The following is an 18,743-nucleotide window of genomic DNA, read 5'->3' on the forward strand; positions in this document are numbered from 1 at the left end:
AACTGGGCAATCGATACGAAGGTCGGTGGACTGTGCATTGCATGATTGATGTGATGGATGAGAAAACCGATTCTATTAGTCTAGAACCACCAGGTATAGACGGCATAGAGTTCTTTATGCGTCGAGAGGGTAAATTGGAGTATCACCAAGTTAAGCGACAAAGAAGTGGGCGTGGGCGCTGGACACTAAGTGCTTTGGAAGATACACAAGTTCAAGTCCTATCCGACTTTTGGAAACATCTGAGTAATCCAGATGTTTCTTGTGTCTTCATTTCTACTCAAGATGCAGATGAACTACAAAGGTTAGCTATGGATGCAAGAGATGCTGTATCCTTGACAGAGTTTGAGCAAAAGTATCTTAATCAAAAACTATCTGGTCACTTCGATACGCTCCTTCAGAAATGGGGAAATTGTTCTCGAAGAGACGCTTACGAAGCGCTCAAGCGAGTTGAAGTTCAAACAGTGGGCGAGAATTTTCTGGTTAATACTGTTGAAAATCGTCTAGCAGCTTTAGTTGAGGGCGATCCAGAAACTGTCAGGCTTGAACTGGCTGAATTAGCACTAAACAGCATTCGCAATGAACTGACGGCACATGATATCTGGCATTATTTGCTGCAAAAAAGAGGCTATCGCCGTCGCGAGTGGGGCAAAGATCCTCACGTTTTGGCTGCCGTCGATAAAGTTAACGATGGCTACCTCTCTCGTTTACATAAAGAAGCGATTGCAGGAAAAGTAATCCCCAGAGAGGAGGTAGACACTATTGTTGCTCGGCTCACCTCGTCAGACGATAAGCCTGGTGTATTAGTTGTAGGTGAAGCTGGAGTGGGCAAAAGTGGCGTTATTCTCCAAGCTGTGGAAGCACTTCGTAAAAAAGGTATACCATTAATCGCTTTTCGTGTAGATCGTTTAGACCCAACTGACTCACCCGATCGAGTTGGAGAACAGTTGGAAAAGTTACCTGGTTCTCCTGCTCATGTTCTAGCCAACATTGCACAGGGACGTGATTGCGTGCTACTTATCGATCAGCTTGATGCGGTGAGTAAGGCTTCTGGTCGCAATCCTGATTTTTTTGAATGTGTAGATCGGATCATCGACCAAGCTAAAGCCTATCCACAAATGCGTTTACTGTTAGCTTGTCGCAAGTTTGACCTAGATTATGACCCCAGATTTAAGCGTTTAACGGGTGAGAATGGAATTGCTGAGACGGTGACAATTAATCGCTTATCTCATGAGAAAGTGCGAGAGGTTGTGGCAGACCTAGGATTAGAAGCAAGGTTACTAGACAATAATCAATTAAAGCTGTTATCCATACCCCTGCACCTGAGATTGCTAGCAGAAGTTGCAGAAGGTTCAAAACCTAATGTGCTCAATTTTAGGACAGCTAAAGATCTATATGATAAATTCTGGGATGATAAGAAGGATAGTATCCACGCGGGGGGGAATTCTGAGCATTGGACAGATGTGATATACACCCTCTGCGATTATATGAGTAAAAAGCAGAAGTTATCTGCTCCTAAAGCTCGTGTGGATGGATATGGAAAAACTGCTGAATTAATGGCATCTGAACACATCCTGGTTCCAGATGGGCAGCAGTATTCATTTTTTCATGAAGGTTTTTTCGACTATGCTTTTGCACGTCGCTTTGCAAGTGATGATGAAGAACTATTAAATTTTTTAGGGAGTGGGGAGCAGCAACATTTGTTTCGACGCGCTCAAGTTCGGCAAATTTTGGTTTACGAGCGGGATGCAGATCGCGATCGCTATCTTGCTGACCTCCAAGCTTTAATTACTAGCCCGAACGTCCGCTTTCACATCAAGAAGGTAGTATTTGCCCTGCTTGCAGCGCTAGATGACCCCACACAAGAGGAGTGGGAGATTATTGCCCCGCTAATAGGTAAGCAAGACGATCCCATCACGCAACAAGTTTGGCAAACTTTGCGTAGTTCTGTTCATTGGTTTCAACTGCTAGACTTGCTAGGATTAATAGAACAGTGGCTCAGGGATGAGAGCGAGGAACGTATCGAGCAAACGGTAACACTGCTATCTATTATGCAGAGGCAGATACCGGATCGGGTGGCTGAGTTAGCAGAGCCTTTTATTGCTGTATCGGAAGCATGGCGCGATCGGCTCAACTACCTTATACAAAGGGCAGAAATTGTTACTGAGCGTCGTTTTTTTGACTTTTTCCTGCGACTTATTCATGCAGGAATTCTTGACCAACCACGAAGAATAATCAATTCCAATCACGACTTTTGGAGGCAAATCTATTCTTTACCTCAACATCCTCCAGACTGGGCTTGTGAAGCTATTAGCTGCTATCTCAATCGGTATTTAGATTTAAGTCTAGCTGCTGGACAACCTAATCTGTTCGATCGCAACTCTGGTACTCTACCTCACAGCCAATTTGGTGAACAGATTGTAATGGCAAGCGCGCGTCAGGCTCCAAGAGCATTTATTGAACACCTTTTTCCTTTTATGCTACGAATCATGGAGTTAACATCTATACGAGAAAATAATCCACCTTGGCGTGATTCAGTCTGGTATTATCGGCATTATGGTAAAGGCTATGACATTAATCATGCCTTATTAAGTGGGATGGAAGAAGCACTATCTGATTTGGCTGCGAACCATCCTGAAGATTTTTCCATCCTCGCAGAGCAACAACTTCGTAGCTCTAATTTTGAAACAATCCAGTTTTTGTTAATTCGTGCCTATACTGCGAATGGAGAAAGATTTGCCGATGAAGCTATTGATTACCTCTGCGAACAACCAGCACGAATCAAAACAGGATATACCATTTGTAGCAGTAGTGGAGGAGCTTCCTTCTGGGCAACTCGCCAACTCCTAGAGGCAATTACTCCACATGCCTCTAACAAGCATTTAGTAATGCTTGAGACAGCGATATTAAACTATTATCCTGAGTGGGAAAAAAGAGCTGGTATGCACTTGTATTACGGTCATGCACAGTTTGTTTTGCTAGAAGGTATCAATTCCTCTCGGCGCTCAGAGTCAGCTACCCGTCGGTTACAAGAATGGCAGCGAAAGTTTAGTAAACAGTCAGTAGAAGCGCCGCAGCCAATGGTGGCAAGTGTCGTTGGTTCTCCCATACCAGAATCGGCAACACAGAAGATGACTGATGAACAGTGGTTGAGAGCAATTCAGCGCTATGACAAGCATGGCTTGGACTCCAACAAAGACTACTCTTTTGCAGGTGGGGCAGGCCAGCTATCACATCTTCTAGAAAGGCAAGTGAAGATTGAACCAAAACGTTTTGCTGCATTAGTTAGACAGTTTCCAGATAACACGAATTCATATTACTTTGATGCTGTTTTACGCGGTATTGCAGAAGTTGATCTAGATATTGAGACTGCTTTTCTGGTATGTCAGCGTTGCCACCAATTACCCAATTATCCTTGTGGTCGTTCGATTAGTTGGCTGATTGAAAAATTAGCTAATTTCCTCTGGTCTGAAGAGGCTTTTGATATTGTAACTTGGTATGCCTTAAACGACCCTAATCCCGAACAAGAGTCTTGGCGCACTGAGACTTCCAACGGACAGGTTTACTACGGTGGTGATATTTTAGGTGCTGGAATTAATTCGACACGAGGTAGTGCTGTAAGTGCAATTGCCCAACTAATTTTGGCGGACAAAAATCGCGCCTCTTATTTTCAACAATCTCTCCAACAGATCGTTCAAGACTCTTCGATTGCTGTTAGATCCTGTGTGGCTCAAGCACTAACAGCAATGTTGAATTATGACCGAGACTTAGCTGTCAGCTTGTTTCAGCAACTTTGCGATACCGAAGATGCACTTCTTGGAACTCAGACTGTTGAGTATTTCTTGTACTACGCTTTACACACGCATTTTGAAGTGCTAGCATCGATTGTTGAACGGATGATTAGGTCTGACTTACCGGAAGTAGTAAAGGTTGGGACTAGACAAGCCTGTGTAGCATCTCTAAATATCGAAGAGGCACGTTGGCTGGCAGAACTTTGCCTGTCTGGTACAGAAACTCATCGAATCGCTGCGACTGAGATATTCGTTGCCAACTTTCGTCAAGCACACTTTCGTGAATTTTGTGAAGAGGTTTTAATTAAACTTTTCGATGATTCATCTGAACCAGTGCGTTCTCAAGCAGCTAGGTGTTTCTCACATTTTGAGGGAGATGAACTCGGTGATTACATCAGTTTAGTGGAGGGATTTGTTGATAGTCCCGCATTTTTTAGTGATGACTACAACTTAATCGATGCCTTGGAAAAGACAACAGCTAAACTTCCCGATGCTGTTACTTATCGAGTGTGCGAGCGCTTTATAGAAGGCTTGAAATCCGATGATGCTAATGTTAGTCAGCGTGGAAGGCTTGAAGCAGACAAAGTTAGTAAATTACTCCTGCAATTATACAGTCAAAGTAAAAAAGACTCAGCGTTACAATTACGCTGTCTTGACCTGATTGACTTTATGACTCAAATGGAAGTTTACGAATTAGCTGAGGCGCTAACGCAGTATGAAAGATGAAAGCGAGTATATTTCCCGTATGGGGTTCGTGAAGCGAAGCAATAGCCATAGCAAATTGCCTTCCTGATGGCAGCACTGATTAACTTGAAACCGAAGAGAAACTATAGCGTTTCTCAAATAAGTGAGGTACGCCCCGATCGCATTCCGATTCCCAGGCGTACCTCATTTTACTCAAAAGTGCTATATAATCATCAATCCTTACATCAAAGCTGTGGAAGTAGGTCGATCGACCTTGCTATCAGAGGCCTTTGAAATAGCAGAGGATTCCCCGGAATTTGGCTTAGCTTCAGTCTCTTTTTCCCCGGATTCAAGTTTGTCTGTATCGTGCTTTAATTCTGATACAATTGCGCCTCGATCGCGCCAAGCTTCGGCATTTTCTGGTTTGATGGCAATAGCTCGATCGTAAGCTGCCATTGCTTCCTCATAGCGCTTTAATTCAGACAAGACTATCCCCAGATGACGCCAAGCATCGTAGGAGTCTGGCTTAATAGCAATCACTTTCTCATATGCTGCGATCGCTTCTTCATGGCGCTGCAATTTAGCCAAAGATTCGCCTTTACCAAACCAAGCTTCGTAACACTCGGAATTAAGGGTAATTGCTGATTCGTAAGAGGCAATTGCTGCTTCGTGCTGCGACAGTTTATCGAAAGCTGCGCCTCGGTTGTGCCACACTTCAAAATCCTCCGGTTTAAGGGCTATTGCTTTGTCGTAGGATTCGATCGATTCTTGATATCGCTGCATTTTTCCGAGCACAGCCGCTCTATTGTACCAAACTTCGTATTTATCGGGTCGGATGCCGATCGCCCGATCGTAAGAATCAATAGCATCGCTGTAGCGCAGCAGTCTCCACAGCATATTGCCTCGATTGTACCAAGTTTCATATCTCTTGGAATTGAGTTCAAGAGCGCGATCGTAAGAATCAACTGCTGCTGCGTACTGCTGTACTTTGGCCAGCATCGCACCTCGGTTGTGCCAAATTTCGCTGTCGGTTGCTTTGATAGCGAGGGCGCGATCGTAACTGGCGATCGCTTCTTCGTAATGCTGCAATTGACCCAACAAAGCCGCTATACTGTGCCAACAACCGTATTTTCTAGATTCGCTCAAACTTGCTCGTTCGTAACAGGCGATCGCGTCTTCGTACCTGTGCAATTTGCCCAGCAAATGCGCTTTATTATACCATGCTTCGTAGTTATCCGGTTTAATTAATATTGCTTGGTCGTAACAGGCGAGTGCTTCTTCCAGGCGCTGCAATCTTACTAACACATTTCCGCGCCAATACCAAGCCTCATCCAAATTTTTATTCGCTAAAACAGCTTTTTCCAAACACACTAATGCTTCATCATAATTGCCTTGAAAATAAAGCCCTTCGGCTTGCTTGATATAATCGTCAGCAATCAAATTTTCGTTGCTAGCAAGTGCCGTTTGCGAATTTTGGGAATTGTTTAAGGGGGGTTGAGGTGCGACTTTGAGAGCTTCTTTGGCAACAACTGCGGGAACTTGGGAAATTTCTTGAACAATTTGAGATTTTTTCTCGTCAACTTCTGTACGCAAAACTTGCAGGTGCATGATAAATTGAGATTTGAGAGTCTCAATTTGCTCGACGGAAGATTTGGAAAGTTCAGTTTCTCTAGTTAAAAAATCAATAGATTGTTTAGCTGCACTCATTTGCGCTTCTAATTCATTCCTCAACTTTTGAGTCAGTTGGCTAGAATTTATGAGTTCTGATTCCAATACACCAATGCCTTGCAATCGTTTATTGGCATCAGCAACCAAGTGTTTGATGATCAGCCGTCGCATCATCCAAAAAAAGGCAATTGTCACTGGTGGAAATACAGTACCAAGAATTAGTAAAAAATTGAGCAAAGTTATGGTACTATTAAAACCGTATCCAGATTCAGAACTGCCACTAGACGGGGAGATAAAAGCGACAACCTCGCGAACTTGAGGATTGGTCTCAACCCCAGTTTCGATTAATTTAGCCAGCCAGGTTTCTTGTAAAGATTTTGTTAGTTCATCGCCGGATGCAGCAGGAGTATTCGCCTTGGTTTTCGCACTAGCAGATAAATCGGGTTGAGCGGCCGCTACCAGCAAACCAGTCGGCGATTTTACAGCAATTCGCGGGGAAAATTGTTCGTTGGCGATCGTCTCAGGCTCGCTAATTGACTCAGCCCGACGGGATAGGGTAGTATTTGAGAAAAATTGTTCGTGAGCGATCGTCTCAGGCTCGCTAATTGACTCAGCCCGACGGGATAGGGTAGTATTTGGAGAAAATTGTTCGTGGGCGATCGTCTCAGGCTCGCTAATTGACTCAGCCGGACGCGATTCAGTATTATTTACCGCATCAACAAAGTTGCTAGCCTGCGGTGTCTCAGGAGAAATAGGATTTGCAGCAGGATTGGCGCTAGTATTAGCAGTTAAATTGTGGGATGCGAGGGCAGCCAGAGTCAAGAGAGCTAGATTAGAGACGCGCATAAACGTCAACTCATTTAGGAGAAATTAGTGCTTGGTTGTCAGCGATCGGGCGATCGACCTCATCGTCTCAGCAGTTAGAATAGCTGACATGAGGAATGCTGACTTACTATCTCCAAAATACGCGCGGAGTCTGACTTTTCAGGAAAACTGCCAGTAATTCTGGCTGGGGAACTTTGATGAAAGAATATATTCTCGCGCCTGATGCGGTTGGATAACTCTCGGAATCATCATGAGGCTGGTAGGGCGGGGTTCACCAATCTGCACGATTAGGCAACTCTCCGGGTGAACCCCCTCCAACCGACCCGATTTTTAACTCTAAACCCCAGCTAAAACCGCTTCCGGCTGCTGATGTTCAACCGCCACTTCCTCTAAATCAGCGCCAAAAATTTCACAGCTATTATTCGGACTTTCAATCAGCTTAATCTTGTGCAACTCTGCGCCCAATTCCCGAACGGGCGCAAGCAATAATTGCCCGATCCGAACAGCAATATTCTCCGCTGTCGGCACAACGTTCTCAAAATAAGCAATATCCTTATTTAAAAAAGTGTGATCGAAGGGTTCAACAACATAATCGTCAACGGCTTTTTGCAAAGCTCCCAAATCAGCAATCATGCCAGTCCGCGCATCAATTTCCCCTTTAACAGTCACCTCTAAATGATAATTGTGACCGTGACCGTTGGGACGAGCACATTTGCCGTAAATCTCCGAATTTTCTTCAAAGCTCAAATCGGGACGAGCCAACCGATGGGCGGCGCTAAAATGAGTGGACAAAGTTAGATAAGCTTCCATTCCGTTTCCTAAATATTCAGCCCAAAGTTCGGGATGTTCAAACAATTGAATTTTGCTCACAGGCAAATGAGGGGCTAGCCGCAGCCAAATTTGCCGTGCTATGTTTTCCGTAGTTGGCAGAGTTTGCTCAAATTCCGGCCACGCTTCGTTAAGGTAGGAAAAATCGAGATCCTTGATAACTTCCCGCTTGATGACGTGCTTGACATCAGACAGGTTGAGCACCATGCCGTACTCGTCGAGTTCGCCTATCATGGAAACGTAAAGGACATAATTGTGTCCGTGTCCCGGTGCGCGGGCAGTTGGGCCAAACCGCTCAAAGTTCTCGGCTTCGCTTAACTCCGGCAGCCAGTACCGGTGACTCGCCGAAAACTGTGCCCGACGATTGATGATGCACTGCATAAAAGTCAAGTAGGGTAAGCTTGTTAAGTTCTGTAAAGGACTTACTTCTTAAGGATAAACTAATTTTTGCTGGAATTTTTCGATTATTTGAGGGTGCTGCAAATGAATTTCTACCAATTTTCCAAATATTGGCCACAAGTCGCCGATCGATCGAGCCGCCGGGCCCATTTTACGCCACAACACAGATATCTGGCAGAAAATACCGCTACAAAACAGTTTCTCGCCATCAGTTACTAACCCATCAGTTACGAGTCTTTGAGAGAGTGGGTGAAGCTGAGCTATTCCCAAGGGAATCGACTTTTTTGCCACACACGACACTCCAGAGTTCGAGTTTTTCGCCTAAGCTCTGCAATAGTTAGCCGTTGGCAGTTCAGTTGCGCTCAAAACTAATCACCAATTACCAATTACCCAATATTAATGAATTCGATTACTGCACGAGCCGATCGCTTTTTTGACCATTTATCGGGTGCGATGACAACCCCGCTATTCTATATCGGGGACACTCATCTGTCCATCAGTGCGATCGTCAAACTGATAATCTTAGCTATATTTGCCTTGATTATAGCTAAGATTATCAGTGAAGGAATCAAGCGCAGCCTGCTAGTTCGGATGGGATTGGATCGCGGCAGTCGAGAAGCAATTTCTACGATCATTAGCTATATTTTAGCCAGTATTGGCTGTATATTCGTCCTGCAAGGTTCCGGCATCAACCTCACTTCTCTCACCGTGTTAGCTGGCGTCGTCGGCATTGGTTTCGGCTTCGGATTGCAAAATCTCGCCAGCAACTTTATCAGCGGTCTCACCCTGCTATTTGAACACCAAATTAGAGTCGGAGACTTTATTGAAATCGACAAGTTATTAGGAACAGTAGAAACAATTTCGATTCGCTCTACAATTATTAAAACAATTGACGGTCTATTTGTAATCATACCAAATATTAAGTTTGTCGAAACTAATATTATTAACTGGAGTTACAGAGACCCCAGATGCCGCCTCCACATCCCCGTCGGTGTTGCTTACGGTTCTGACCCAGTAATAGTTACGGAAGCGCTGTTAATTGCGGCGCGGATGGAATCGAATGTCTTGTCCCATCCTTCTCCTAAAGTATGGTTTCACGGTTTTGGAGATAACGCTTTAAATTTTGAACTTTTAGTTTGGATTGACCAGCCGCAGGAAAGTGATGCTATTAAAAGCGCGGTAAATTTTTTAATAGATTACGAATTGCGCCACCGAAATATCGAAATTCCCTTTCCCCAGCGGGATTTGTGGCTGCGAAACCCGCAAGAGTTAACTCAACTTTTTCACAATAACAAAGACGATAATTCTAACGGAAAAGTTTTTCCGCAGAATGCTAAATCTTCAGCCGAGATCAAATCTAATCCGCCCGTTTCTGAACATAAAAATCCAGCGCCTAAATCCCCTAATAATTGGACGCTGCGAGATTTGTTGAGGCGAGTAACTTATTTTGAACAGTGTACGGATTTAGAACTGCGGCAGTTAATTGAATACGGCTACCGACAACTGTTTCCAGCGGGACAGGTGGTATGTAAGGAAAATGACCCTGGCGATTCTTTTTATATTATTCTTTCAGGTACTGTAGAAGTTCTTTCTCAAAAAGCCGGTCAGTATATTGCTACCCTTCACGAGGGCGAGTTTTTTGGGGAAATATCTTTGCTGTTGGGTACTCCGAGAACGGCGACTGTTAAAACTAGCGAAGATGCAATTTTGTTTGTGGTGGAACGTCACGATTTACAAAAACTTTTAAGAGAACAACCCAATTTAGCCGATCAGATTGCTCAAAAATTGTCGGAACGCCAGCAAGCTTTGAGAGATTTGGGATTGTTAGATGACGACTCTCTGGAACAAACTCCTTTTATTAAAATTCGCAAGCGAATTCAAGTCCTTTTTGGAATTTGAAAGAGGGAAGTTCGGCAACGGATTCTGTAACGGATGTAACGGATGTAACGGATGTCAGGAAGAAGGAAGAAGGAAGAGGGAAGAGGGAACAATCTGCTTTTTTAACTTTTAATTTTTAATTCATCTTGCGCTTCCCGCCGCAGTCTAGCGGCAATTCTAAACAGTTCTTGACCGGTGTGCAAGTGGCGATCGTCATAATTGAGGGTAAATAGCTGCAATTCTTCTATTCCGTCTCCGACTTGATTGATGCTGTAGTAGAGATAGGCCGCTACTCCGGCTACATTAGAGGGATTGGGCATCGATGTAAGAAAGTTATGAGCTTTTTTGAGAAACTCGCGGCTGGTTTCGATATAAAGTTGAAACTTTTCTATCAGTTCGTCATCAAACGGATCTGCGGACAACTCGTCTATTTCCTTTTTAAGCGGCTTCAAGATGCTGTTGAGCATTTTATTGACGGGTTTGTATACTTTAATCAGCCACTGTTCCATTTGTTCGTCAGCGTCCCGTGCTGTTTGTGTTTGCTGGCGGCTGACGTTTGGTGCGACTGGTGATTGCTGTTCGGTTTGCTCGGAAAGTTGGCGATCGTAAGATTGTCTGCGCTGAGCGTCTCCTAATATTTCATAGGCTGCATTGAGGCGGACAATTTCTTCGTGACCCGCTGTGTCGCTGCGGCTGTCTGGATGAAATAATTTGACTAAACGGCGGTATGCTTGTTTAATCTCGGCTTGTGTTGCGGTTGGGCTAATCTTTAGGGTTTTGTAGTGATTGATAACGGAAGACACGCTGTTATTTCCTTGAAATCTGGATAATATGTGAAAAATTGCTTGACAAAAATATCATTTTTTGCTAAAATTTTAAGTATTTATCTGATATAAATGTCAAAAATTGTCAGTAAAAAACTTCAGTTTTCAACTTATCATAAATCTATTTTAGAAAAACATTGAAGCTTTGGAAGTGGTGAGCCGATCGACATTTGGGACTCCTATAGCGCTGCTCTCGCCAACAGTTAGCTCCTTCTTTTATTTTCTCTTCCTTCACCACAAGAGCGCTCAGCGCCCGCTTCGCTAACACGTCGAAAGCGGTTCAAAAACAAGCGCCTTCAGAAATTCGGCATCATTCGCGATCGAGGAAGCTAGAATCTACCGCCATTGTTGAATCTAAAAAGCCAAGCAGGGCGTACACTGTACGCCCTGCTCTGTGTTGCTGCAACTTGGCTGGAGGCTGACCTAGTTGAGGGCCATCGCCAGATTGAGTTCTGGCTCTTGGAACAAGGGAGTGCTGAGATAGCGTTCGCCGAAGCTAGGCTGAATCATCACAATCAATTTCCCTGCATTTTCCGGACGCTTGCCGACTTTCACTGCCGCACATAGTGCCGCACCGCTGGAAATACCGGACAAAAGTCCTTCTTCTCTGGCCAAGCGCCGACCGTAGGCGATCGCCTCGTCATCCGTAACAATTATAATTTCGTCGATCGAATCCACATTCAGCACCGGCGGCACAAAACCAGCACCGATACCTTGAATTTTGTGAGGCCCTGGCTTTCCGCCCGACAGTACCTGACTGTTGGCCGGCTCAACGGCGATCGCCTTAAACTCGGGTTTCCGCGACTTAATCACCTCTGCGACACCCGTAATCGTACCGCCCGTGCCGACTCCGGAAATCAGGAAATCCACCTCGCCGTCTGTATCTTCCCAAATTTCCTCAGCCGTTGTCGAACGGTGAACCTGCGGGTTCGCTGGATTCCGAAACTGCTGCAACATATACGCATTGGGAGTTGTGTCCACAATCTCTTGAGCGCGGCGGATGCAGCCGCTCATGCCCTCAATTCCGGGAGTCAGTTCTAGTTGGGCCCCGTAAGCTCGCAGCATCGATCGGCGTTCGGTGCTCATCGTATCCGGCATGGTCAAAATCAACTGGTAGCCCTTAGCCGCCGCCACCATTGCTAGAGCAATTCCGGTATTGCCAGAAGTCGGTTCCACTAAAACTGTTTTGCCTGGACTAATCAGCCCTTCGGCCTCTGCTTGATTGACCATATTGACACCGATGCGGTCTTTCACCGATGATGCCGGATTCATGCCTTCGAGTTTTACCACAATCCGAGCCAAGCAGCCTTCTGCTTGGGGTATGCGGTTGAGTTGCACCAGGGGCGTCCGCCCTACCAATTCTGTAATGTCGCCAGCAATACGCATAATCTTTGTGAGTTTGTAATTAAGTAAATGTTAATTCCTAGTTGGCAATATTTTAACTAGATGTAATACATGATATCGAGCTGGCGTCTGCCATTGCGCTTTTCGCACAGATCCTGTAGCGTGTATTTGTGCAAAACTGAGTTGGCAATCGATCGAGCTTCTTGCCAAACTTCCCAAATCACCGCACTTTCTACAGTTTGAGCAGGCGAGTCTTTTTCAGATCGATCGAACTCTGAGCCTTCGAGACAGTTGATAATTTCTAGGAGTGTAATTTTCCACGGTTCTCTCGCCAAGATATAACCTCCCTTTGCTCCTCGCTGGCTACGAATCAGCCCGCAGCGTCTCATGGTAGCCAGCAACTGCTCTAAATATCGATCTGGAATATTTTGCTGAGCCGCTATCTGGCGAATTTGCAGAGGCTCGCCTTCCTCGTAGCAATCGGCAAGCTCCAGCAAAGCTAAGAGTGCGTATTCGCTTTTACAGGAGAGTTCTACCATAATTGCTTCAAATATCAGAATTATCTACTCCGAAGTCAGATGTTAAAATTCTCATCAATGTTGAGTTCCAAATTCTAACTCCTAACTTTACCTTTTATTATACCCCGGTTTTCCACTGAACTTGAGCGACTTTCATCACTTCATCCTTGGAACGATCGGCAATCTGAACGCAACAAACCCAGTTTCTCGTTTCGACTCCCTCCGCTTCCAGCACGGTCTTATTTCAATAAACGGGTTGTCTGCCTCTATGACTGATAATTTTTTATTTTTAATATATTCTTGGCGCCCCCTTCCTCCGGCAAACAAGAAAGCCCTGCAGCAGGCAGGGCTAAACTTGGCCTCTAGAGTTGCCAGCAGAGAGGATATGACCCCCCTGCCTCCTCTAACCCGCTCTTAGAACGTGAAAGTAGTTCTCAGAGTACCAATGATGATGTCATCATTACGGTCATCTTGATTAGGATTGGTCACCCAAATCACGCCCGGAGTAACAGAAATGTTGTCCGAGAGCTGAAACTTGTAGAACCCTTCAACGTGATACGAATCATCGTTGCGGAAGCTCCGCAAACTCCTCGATGCTTCAAGTTTATCCAAGTAAGGCTCACGACCTACCACGAACCCTAGCAAGTTACCTTCTTTCCCTAAATCAGGCAAAGCCAAGGTGACAGCGTAGTTCCAAATTCTCGCATCGCCGATGCCGATAATGCGGGCATTGGTTAAACCAGCCCAGCCACCAAGGATAAACCTCGGGCTCAGCCGCAACGAAGCCTGAGCACCGTAGGAGTTGCTGACAACTTTGCGAGCATTGAAGCCCTCAAAGCCCTCGCTCAAACCGTTGAGAGAATTAGCCACGCCGGTACCTGTGAAACCGCCAAGGTTGTCTGGCCCGTTCGATAAACCATTGTCAAACCCAAAGTTACCTCTGCTAAAGTAACCGTGGTTGTAGTTGAAAGCAACTTGCAAGTTGCGTCCGGGGGTAAAAGTCAACTGACCCATCGCCGCGTAGTCGCCGTTCGTCAAGCCTGCACCCCTAGCCGGACTGGCTGCATTTGACGCCAAATAACCGAAGGACAGAGAAGTCGGGCCGAACACGCCGCCCAGCAAGCCCCTGCCACCGAAGGCATAGTCAAAGCCAATACCTGAGCCACCGCCCAAGCGATAAATCGGGTTCCGCTGTCCAAAGGTGCTCAATGACCCGTTGCCACCGTCAAAGTCTTCAAAGTAAGGGTTGACAGTCGGCAGAATGTCGTCCCAGACGACAGCGTTGGCTGCAAGAGTAACGTTCAGTCGCGGACCGACGGGGAACTTGTACAGCAAGGTATCGAGGGCAACAACGTTGTCAGTTCTGCCGACAAAATTCCAAGTTTGAGTGCCTTCGCTGGTAGCCCCAAGGTTGAATTTTTGGCCGTTACCGACTTGAAGCCTCGTCAGCAGCAAGTCTCTGCCGGTGAAGCTCGTATTTAAATTGAGACGCACCCGCTGTTGGAAGACAGTTTCGTTATTGTTGCTGCCGATTCTTTCGCCGTCTCTGCCAAAAACGCTAATGTCGCTACTAAAGTCGTCGCTGAGGGCAAAAATAGCTTCCCCAGTCAGCTTGGTAGTGGTGGAGAATTGGTTGGCTTCGAGTTCGGCTGTCCGAGCTTCCAAAGCATCGACACGACCGCGCAGGGTTGCCAGTTCCGCTGCAAATTCTTCTTGGAGCCGTTGGAGGGCTGCCAAGTCATCTCTCGTAGCGAAGTTGCCAGTGCCGCCTCTAATTAGCTCGCTCACCTTGTCTAAGCAAGCATTTAAACCGGCTGCGAATTCGTAGCGAGTCATTGCCCGGTTGCCGCGGAAGGTGCCGTCGGGATAGCCGGCAATACAGCCGTAGCGCTCGACTAGGGATTGCAGTGCTTGGAAGGCCCAGTCTGTGGGCCGCACGTCGGAAAGTTGAGATACTGAGGTAACTTGACCTTCAGTTTCGCCGCCGGCAGTACCTTCGGTGGTGTACTGGTTGAGCTGTTCTAATGTGGCGGCTGGGTTTTGCTCTTGTGGTGCGGCAGTTTGGGCTAAAGATTCAGCCGATTTTGGCAAACTTTGTTCTGCCGACTCTGCCACTGCCGGGGCGGGAGTTTCTAATTGAACTGCACCGATTTGCTCTGGGAGAGCGGTAGCTGCCGAGGCTGGAATTTCTAGTTGGGCTGCCGGGGCAGAATTTTCTACTGGTTGAGCGACTGTTGGCTCAACTGCGGCTAAAGATTCACTTGTAGGTTGTGATGCCGCTTGGGGATTTGCCTCAGCAGGGGCTGCGTTGGCTCCGACGATCGCACTTTCAGGTGCAGCCGTGGCCACATCTGCCATCGCTGCCTGAGTTTCGTTGCCAGCGACTTGGGAAATTTCTTCTACTGGCTCGGAGGCTGCAGTTGTTTCGGAAACAGCAGCTAAAGCATTTAGTTTCGCTTCGGAGGTTTCAGCGGTTTCAGCTTTAGCGACAGCGGGATTGAGCGCATCAGCAGCCTGCTGAGCGTCTGCTGCCATCGCGCTCGAAGAAACTACTAGGGTAGCTCCTAAGACTGCTGGGCTGATTAGTAAGTAACTCCACAAAAATTTCGACATATTCACTCTCATCCTCACACCGATTACAGAGAAACTTTTCTAGTCTTCTATGTGGTCAGTCGTTGCTCAACTAGCATACTCTAAAAAGAGACCTAAAATTCACTTTTTCTTTTGATTCTTTCGGGCTGACCGAGTATATAGATGTGACTGACGGCTGCACTGAGCCTGTTTTTTCACCTGTGCTCAACTGCGTCAAAACCAGACTAGGCTTGGGCTGTCGATTGATTTTACCGATCGCACTTGATAGCGCCCGATCGCCTATTTACTTTTTAGCACAGCACGCCCGGCTCGTCTAGGCTGATTCGACTTTAACCTCCAAGCTGTGTCCGAGGACGCTAAAGACTTGGCGATGGTCGAACAATTCTAACAAATCGGCGTTGATTTTGTTGTGAGCTGCTTCTTGCCACAAAATTTTCATCGCTACCTCTGTTCGCAGAGCTCGTTTGTACGGGCGATCGCCTGCTGTCAGGGCGTCGTAAATATCCGCGATCGTCATCAATTGCGCTTGAATTGGAATTTCTGACTTGTTTAGACCTCGCGGATAGCCTGTGCCGTCGAGTTTTTCGTGATGTCCGTAGGCAATGTCTGGAACATTTTTTAAATCTTTTGTCCAAGGAATTTGTTTCAGAAACTCGTAAGTGTGAGTTACGTGAAATTCTATTGCCGATCGTTCTTCCGGCGTCAGGTTGCCCCTCGACACCATCAATTGCACGATCTCGTCTGGGTTCAGCAGGGGTTTCTTTGTCCCATCTATATCTCTGTAAGTTTGTCGAGAAATCTCTCGCAGTTGAGCTAGGGGTTCTGCTGCTAAAATGTGAGGCTCGTTTGCCTCTAGCAGCACTTCCCAGTATTCTGCTAATCTGGCTTTCGCCTCTGCTAGCTTAGTGTCTAGCTGTTCAATTTCCTGGCATTGAGGGCACTCTGGCTCCTGGAGCGGGTGTTTTCGGTAGGCTGAATGCTCCAGCAAGTATTTATATTTAGACTGGAGGCATTCCATTTCCATCGTCCGCTGAGCTAAGCCAAAGCGGTGGCGAATAATTTCTAGCTGTGCGGGGTAGAGCTTTTTCTGTTTGGTCAAAACTGCTTCGGGGACTCCTATTTTGCCAAAATCGTGCAGCAGGGCGGCGTAGCGAAGTTCTTGAATTTGGCGGCTGTTAAAGTAAATAGAGCGCAGTCCTCCGCTGCTGACGGTGTTTACTTCTTCTGAAAGGCGTACTGTGAGGGCTGCTACTCGTTCTGAATGGCCGTAGGTACAGGGATCTCTGGCTTCTATGACTTGCACCGAGGCTTTCACGAAGCCCTCGAACAAATTTTCTATGCTATCTTGGAGTTGATTGCGCTCGATCGAGATTGCTGCTTGAGAAGCGAGCGATCGAACTATCCTTTCTTCCCACTCGGAATACTGCTGAGTCGATTCCCAGGCATTGTCTGCTGTCAGAACCGTATCTGCTTTTGTTTTGCGGTTGATCAGTTGCAGTACGCCTATTGTCTCGCCCTGTCGGTTTTGCATCGGCAGTACCATTACCGAACAAGTGCGGTAATTAATATCCCTGTCAAAACTGGTATCTAGCCGATAGGGTACGCCGGGGGGTAAGTCGTAGGCATCAGACAGATTCAAACTTTGACCTGTAATTGCCACGTATCCTGTCAAACTTTTGTCGGTCAGTGGCAGAGCGAACTCTTTAAACGACAGGCTCGGTTTAGAAGCATTTTGGGCTACCTTGAACAGCAGCTTAGATGTTTCGTCGCTGTGATCTACTAAGTAAACGCTGCCAGCATCGCTGTAGGTAATTTCTCTACTTTTGGATAAAATTAAGTTTAACAACTCGCCCAAATCTTGGGCGCTTGACAAAGCTGCGCCAATATCTAAAAGCTTTTCTATCAGATCGGTTTTTTCTGTGGCAGAGTCGTTCTTGAACTCTGGCTTTTCAAATACGATCATGTTCGGATGATGGGGAATAGCCTTTTATACATTGAACGTTTAGCCTCTCGACTTTTTCACACCCGATTTTAACCCCTAGTCGATTTTTTATTTGCGAGCTTTCCGCGATCGGGGACTGTCACTAGATGCACTGGCTCTTGTTAGGCCAACGGGCACTCTTTTAATCTAGCGTAGAAATCTCTTGGGCTAGCGCAAAGTCTTTCTCAGTTAAGCCTCCGGCATCATGGGTTGTCAAGTTAACTGTAACTTTGTTGTAGGAGATTTCTATGTCGGGGTGATGTCCTGCGGCTTCTGAGGGGGCGACCAACTTATTTACAAAGGCGATCGCTTCGATAAAATCTTTAAATAAACGGGTACACCGCAGTTGTTTACCTTCAACCGTCCAGTCTGACAATTGACTGGCGCGCTCTTGAATTTCAGTATTGTTAATTAGCTCAGCCATAATTTTTTTTCTTTGGGATTAGCAATGGCAGATTAACGGCCAACTTGTAGAAACCCCGACCAAAAACTATCCGCTCTCACCAATAGTGTTGAGCCTCAAGTTTTAATACTCAAGATTTAACACTATTTGAGGTGAGAGCGGTCTAGCGGGTCTTCAGATTAGAACCTGACTGCCGGGAGAATCCCTAGCTCAGCCTGGTTCCCCGTGGAAGTCGTTTCCCGTTGGAGACGACGGCTGACTGCTAGTGAGCGGCCCCGGCGCACAGCCGGTAGTTTCCAATCTGATGACCCATGCGTTTACTACTTTCTATCATGGGCATCACCTCCAGGTTTAGCTAAATGGCTTAATATTGGAACGCACATCACCTAAATACAAGATTTAAGGTGATGATTTGTGCGCTAGCCATTGCCAGCGTTACCAGAAGAACTTGCGTTCTGAGTATCGTTCTAGTATTCACAATTATTAGAATAACACAAGGAATTAGAAGTGGGGGGATGCAAATGGAGATTTTTGTAAGATGATGGCAAATTACTGCTGCTGGAAGGTCTTTGATCGATCTCTACAGCAATCGGGCGATCGCAGTTTCAGCCATTTGCCTATATTTTCTTCAGAATCCGGGCTGTGCGGTTATCAGGTGCAGGGCAACTCTGGCGGCGGGGAAAAGCCGCTCGATTTCTTGCCAGATAGGAGAGAGAGTTCACCAGATATAAAAAAACAAGTTGTTCTAGCTACAGGCAGAGTTGGTTTTTGTACAAAATCAACTTTTTTTAGGCCGCTAATTCGATCGAATCCTGGAAACAAAAAGCTCCTGCCTGGTGGCGGGAGCTTTTTGAGCATTAAGGGTAAAGCCTAAACTGCTTTATCTTACCCTTTTAAAATGTTGGAAATTTTGATATTTCGCGCTGATTACAGAGCGTTACCGCGAGGCAGAACTTCTTCAGGGAAGATGAAGTTTTCGTGGGGTTGGTCCGTAGGAGCCATCCAAGCACG

Annotated in this window: 12 protein-coding genes; 3 read left to right on the forward strand and 9 right to left on the reverse strand. The window is 46.1% G+C overall.

All coding sequences use genetic code 11. From position 1 onward, the window contains the following. Positions 1-41: 41 nt before the first annotated feature. Positions 42-4,514: an ATP-binding protein gene (locus tag QUA23_RS26790; RefSeq protein WP_333073398.1), complete on the forward strand. Its 4,473-nt coding sequence runs from the start codon at positions 42-44 to the stop codon at positions 4,512-4,514. Between the two features lie 198 nt (positions 4,515-4,712). Here the strand turns inward: QUA23_RS26790 and QUA23_RS26795 are convergent, their stop codons facing one another. Next, positions 4,713-6,986 (reverse strand): tetratricopeptide repeat protein, encoded by a 2,274-nt coding sequence (locus QUA23_RS26795; RefSeq protein WP_333073397.1) that lies wholly within the window; start codon positions 6,984-6,986, stop codon positions 4,713-4,715. A gap of 31 nt (positions 6,987-7,017) precedes the next feature. Here QUA23_RS26795 and QUA23_RS26800 point away from each other — a divergent pair, with 31 nt between their 5' ends. Beyond that, positions 7,018-7,143: a hypothetical protein gene (locus tag QUA23_RS26800; protein ID WP_333067264.1), complete on the forward strand. Its 126-nt coding sequence runs from the start codon at positions 7,018-7,020 to the stop codon at positions 7,141-7,143. A 158-nt stretch (positions 7,144-7,301) separates the two neighbouring features. On the opposite strand, the gene QUA23_RS26805 is transcribed toward QUA23_RS26800, so the two are convergent. After that, positions 7,302-8,174, reverse strand: coding sequence for a 6-carboxytetrahydropterin synthase (locus QUA23_RS26805; RefSeq protein ID WP_333073396.1), 873 nt, complete (start codon positions 8,172-8,174; stop codon positions 7,302-7,304). Between the two features lie 48 nt (positions 8,175-8,222). Then, positions 8,223-8,483 (reverse strand): hypothetical protein, encoded by a 261-nt coding sequence (locus QUA23_RS26810; protein ID WP_333073395.1) that lies wholly within the window; start codon positions 8,481-8,483, stop codon positions 8,223-8,225. Between the two features lie 108 nt (positions 8,484-8,591). Here QUA23_RS26810 and QUA23_RS26815 point away from each other — a divergent pair, with 108 nt between their 5' ends. Next, complete coding sequence (locus QUA23_RS26815; protein ID WP_333073394.1) at positions 8,592-10,091, forward strand: cyclic nucleotide-binding domain-containing protein; 1,500 nt, start codon at positions 8,592-8,594, stop codon at positions 10,089-10,091. A 101-nt stretch (positions 10,092-10,192) separates the two neighbouring features. On the opposite strand, the gene QUA23_RS26820 is transcribed toward QUA23_RS26815, so the two are convergent. The 6 genes from QUA23_RS26820 to QUA23_RS26845 all read right to left on the reverse strand — a co-directional run bounded on the left by QUA23_RS26820 (position 10,193) and on the right by QUA23_RS26845 (position 17,753). After that, positions 10,193-10,873, reverse strand: a complete 681-nt coding sequence (locus QUA23_RS26820; RefSeq protein WP_333073393.1) for a J domain-containing protein — start codon at positions 10,871-10,873, stop codon at positions 10,193-10,195. 444 nt (positions 10,874-11,317) lie between these two features. After that, the gene (gene cysK, locus QUA23_RS26825) at positions 11,318-12,280 is read right to left on the reverse strand and encodes a cysteine synthase A (RefSeq protein ID WP_333073392.1); all 963 of its coding nucleotides are present in this window, start codon (positions 12,278-12,280) and stop codon (positions 11,318-11,320) included. A 56-nt stretch (positions 12,281-12,336) separates the two neighbouring features. Continuing rightward, positions 12,337-12,777, reverse strand: coding sequence for an Rrf2 family transcriptional regulator (locus QUA23_RS26830; protein ID WP_333073391.1), 441 nt, complete (start codon positions 12,775-12,777; stop codon positions 12,337-12,339). 393 nt (positions 12,778-13,170) lie between these two features. After that, on the reverse strand, positions 13,171-15,369 hold the full coding sequence (locus tag QUA23_RS26835; protein WP_333073389.1) for an iron uptake porin: 2,199 nt from the start codon (positions 15,367-15,369) through the stop codon (positions 13,171-13,173). A 292-nt stretch (positions 15,370-15,661) separates the two neighbouring features. Further along, positions 15,662-17,311, reverse strand: a complete 1,650-nt coding sequence (locus QUA23_RS26840) for an HD domain-containing phosphohydrolase (RefSeq protein WP_333073388.1) — start codon at positions 17,309-17,311, stop codon at positions 15,662-15,664. A gap of 160 nt (positions 17,312-17,471) precedes the next feature. Further along, positions 17,472-17,753: a 4a-hydroxytetrahydrobiopterin dehydratase gene (locus QUA23_RS26845; RefSeq protein ID WP_333073387.1), complete on the reverse strand. Its 282-nt coding sequence runs from the start codon at positions 17,751-17,753 to the stop codon at positions 17,472-17,474. Positions 17,754-18,743: the final 990 nt, after the last annotated feature.

Source organism: Microcoleus sp. Pol1C5 (assembly GCF_036701115.1).
GTDB lineage: Bacteria > Cyanobacteriota > Cyanobacteriia > Cyanobacteriales > Microcoleaceae > Microcoleus.

Bases quoted from the DNA above. Each gene is read 5' to 3' on its own strand.
- QUA23_RS26790 (WP_333073398.1), top strand. From the start codon at position 42: ATGATTGATGTGATGGATGAGAAAACCGATTCTATTAGTCTAGAACCA.
- QUA23_RS26795 (WP_333073397.1), bottom strand. From the start codon at position 6,986: ATGCGCGTCTCTAATCTAGCTCTCTTGACTCTGGCTGCCCTCGCATCC.
- QUA23_RS26805 (WP_333073396.1), bottom strand. From the start codon at position 8,174: ATGCAGTGCATCATCAATCGTCGGGCACAGTTTTCGGCGAGTCACCGG.
- QUA23_RS26815 (WP_333073394.1), top strand. From the start codon at position 8,592: ATGAATTCGATTACTGCACGAGCCGATCGCTTTTTTGACCATTTATCG.
- cysK (WP_333073392.1), bottom strand. From the start codon at position 12,280: ATGCGTATTGCTGGCGACATTACAGAATTGGTAGGGCGGACGCCCCTG.
- QUA23_RS26830 (WP_333073391.1), bottom strand. From the start codon at position 12,777: ATGGTAGAACTCTCCTGTAAAAGCGAATACGCACTCTTAGCTTTGCTG.
- QUA23_RS26835 (WP_333073389.1), bottom strand. From the start codon at position 15,369: ATGTCGAAATTTTTGTGGAGTTACTTACTAATCAGCCCAGCAGTCTTA.
- QUA23_RS26840 (WP_333073388.1), bottom strand. From the start codon at position 17,311: ATGATCGTATTTGAAAAGCCAGAGTTCAAGAACGACTCTGCCACAGAA.
- QUA23_RS26845 (WP_333073387.1), bottom strand. From the start codon at position 17,753: ATGGCTGAGCTAATTAACAATACTGAAATTCAAGAGCGCGCCAGTCAA.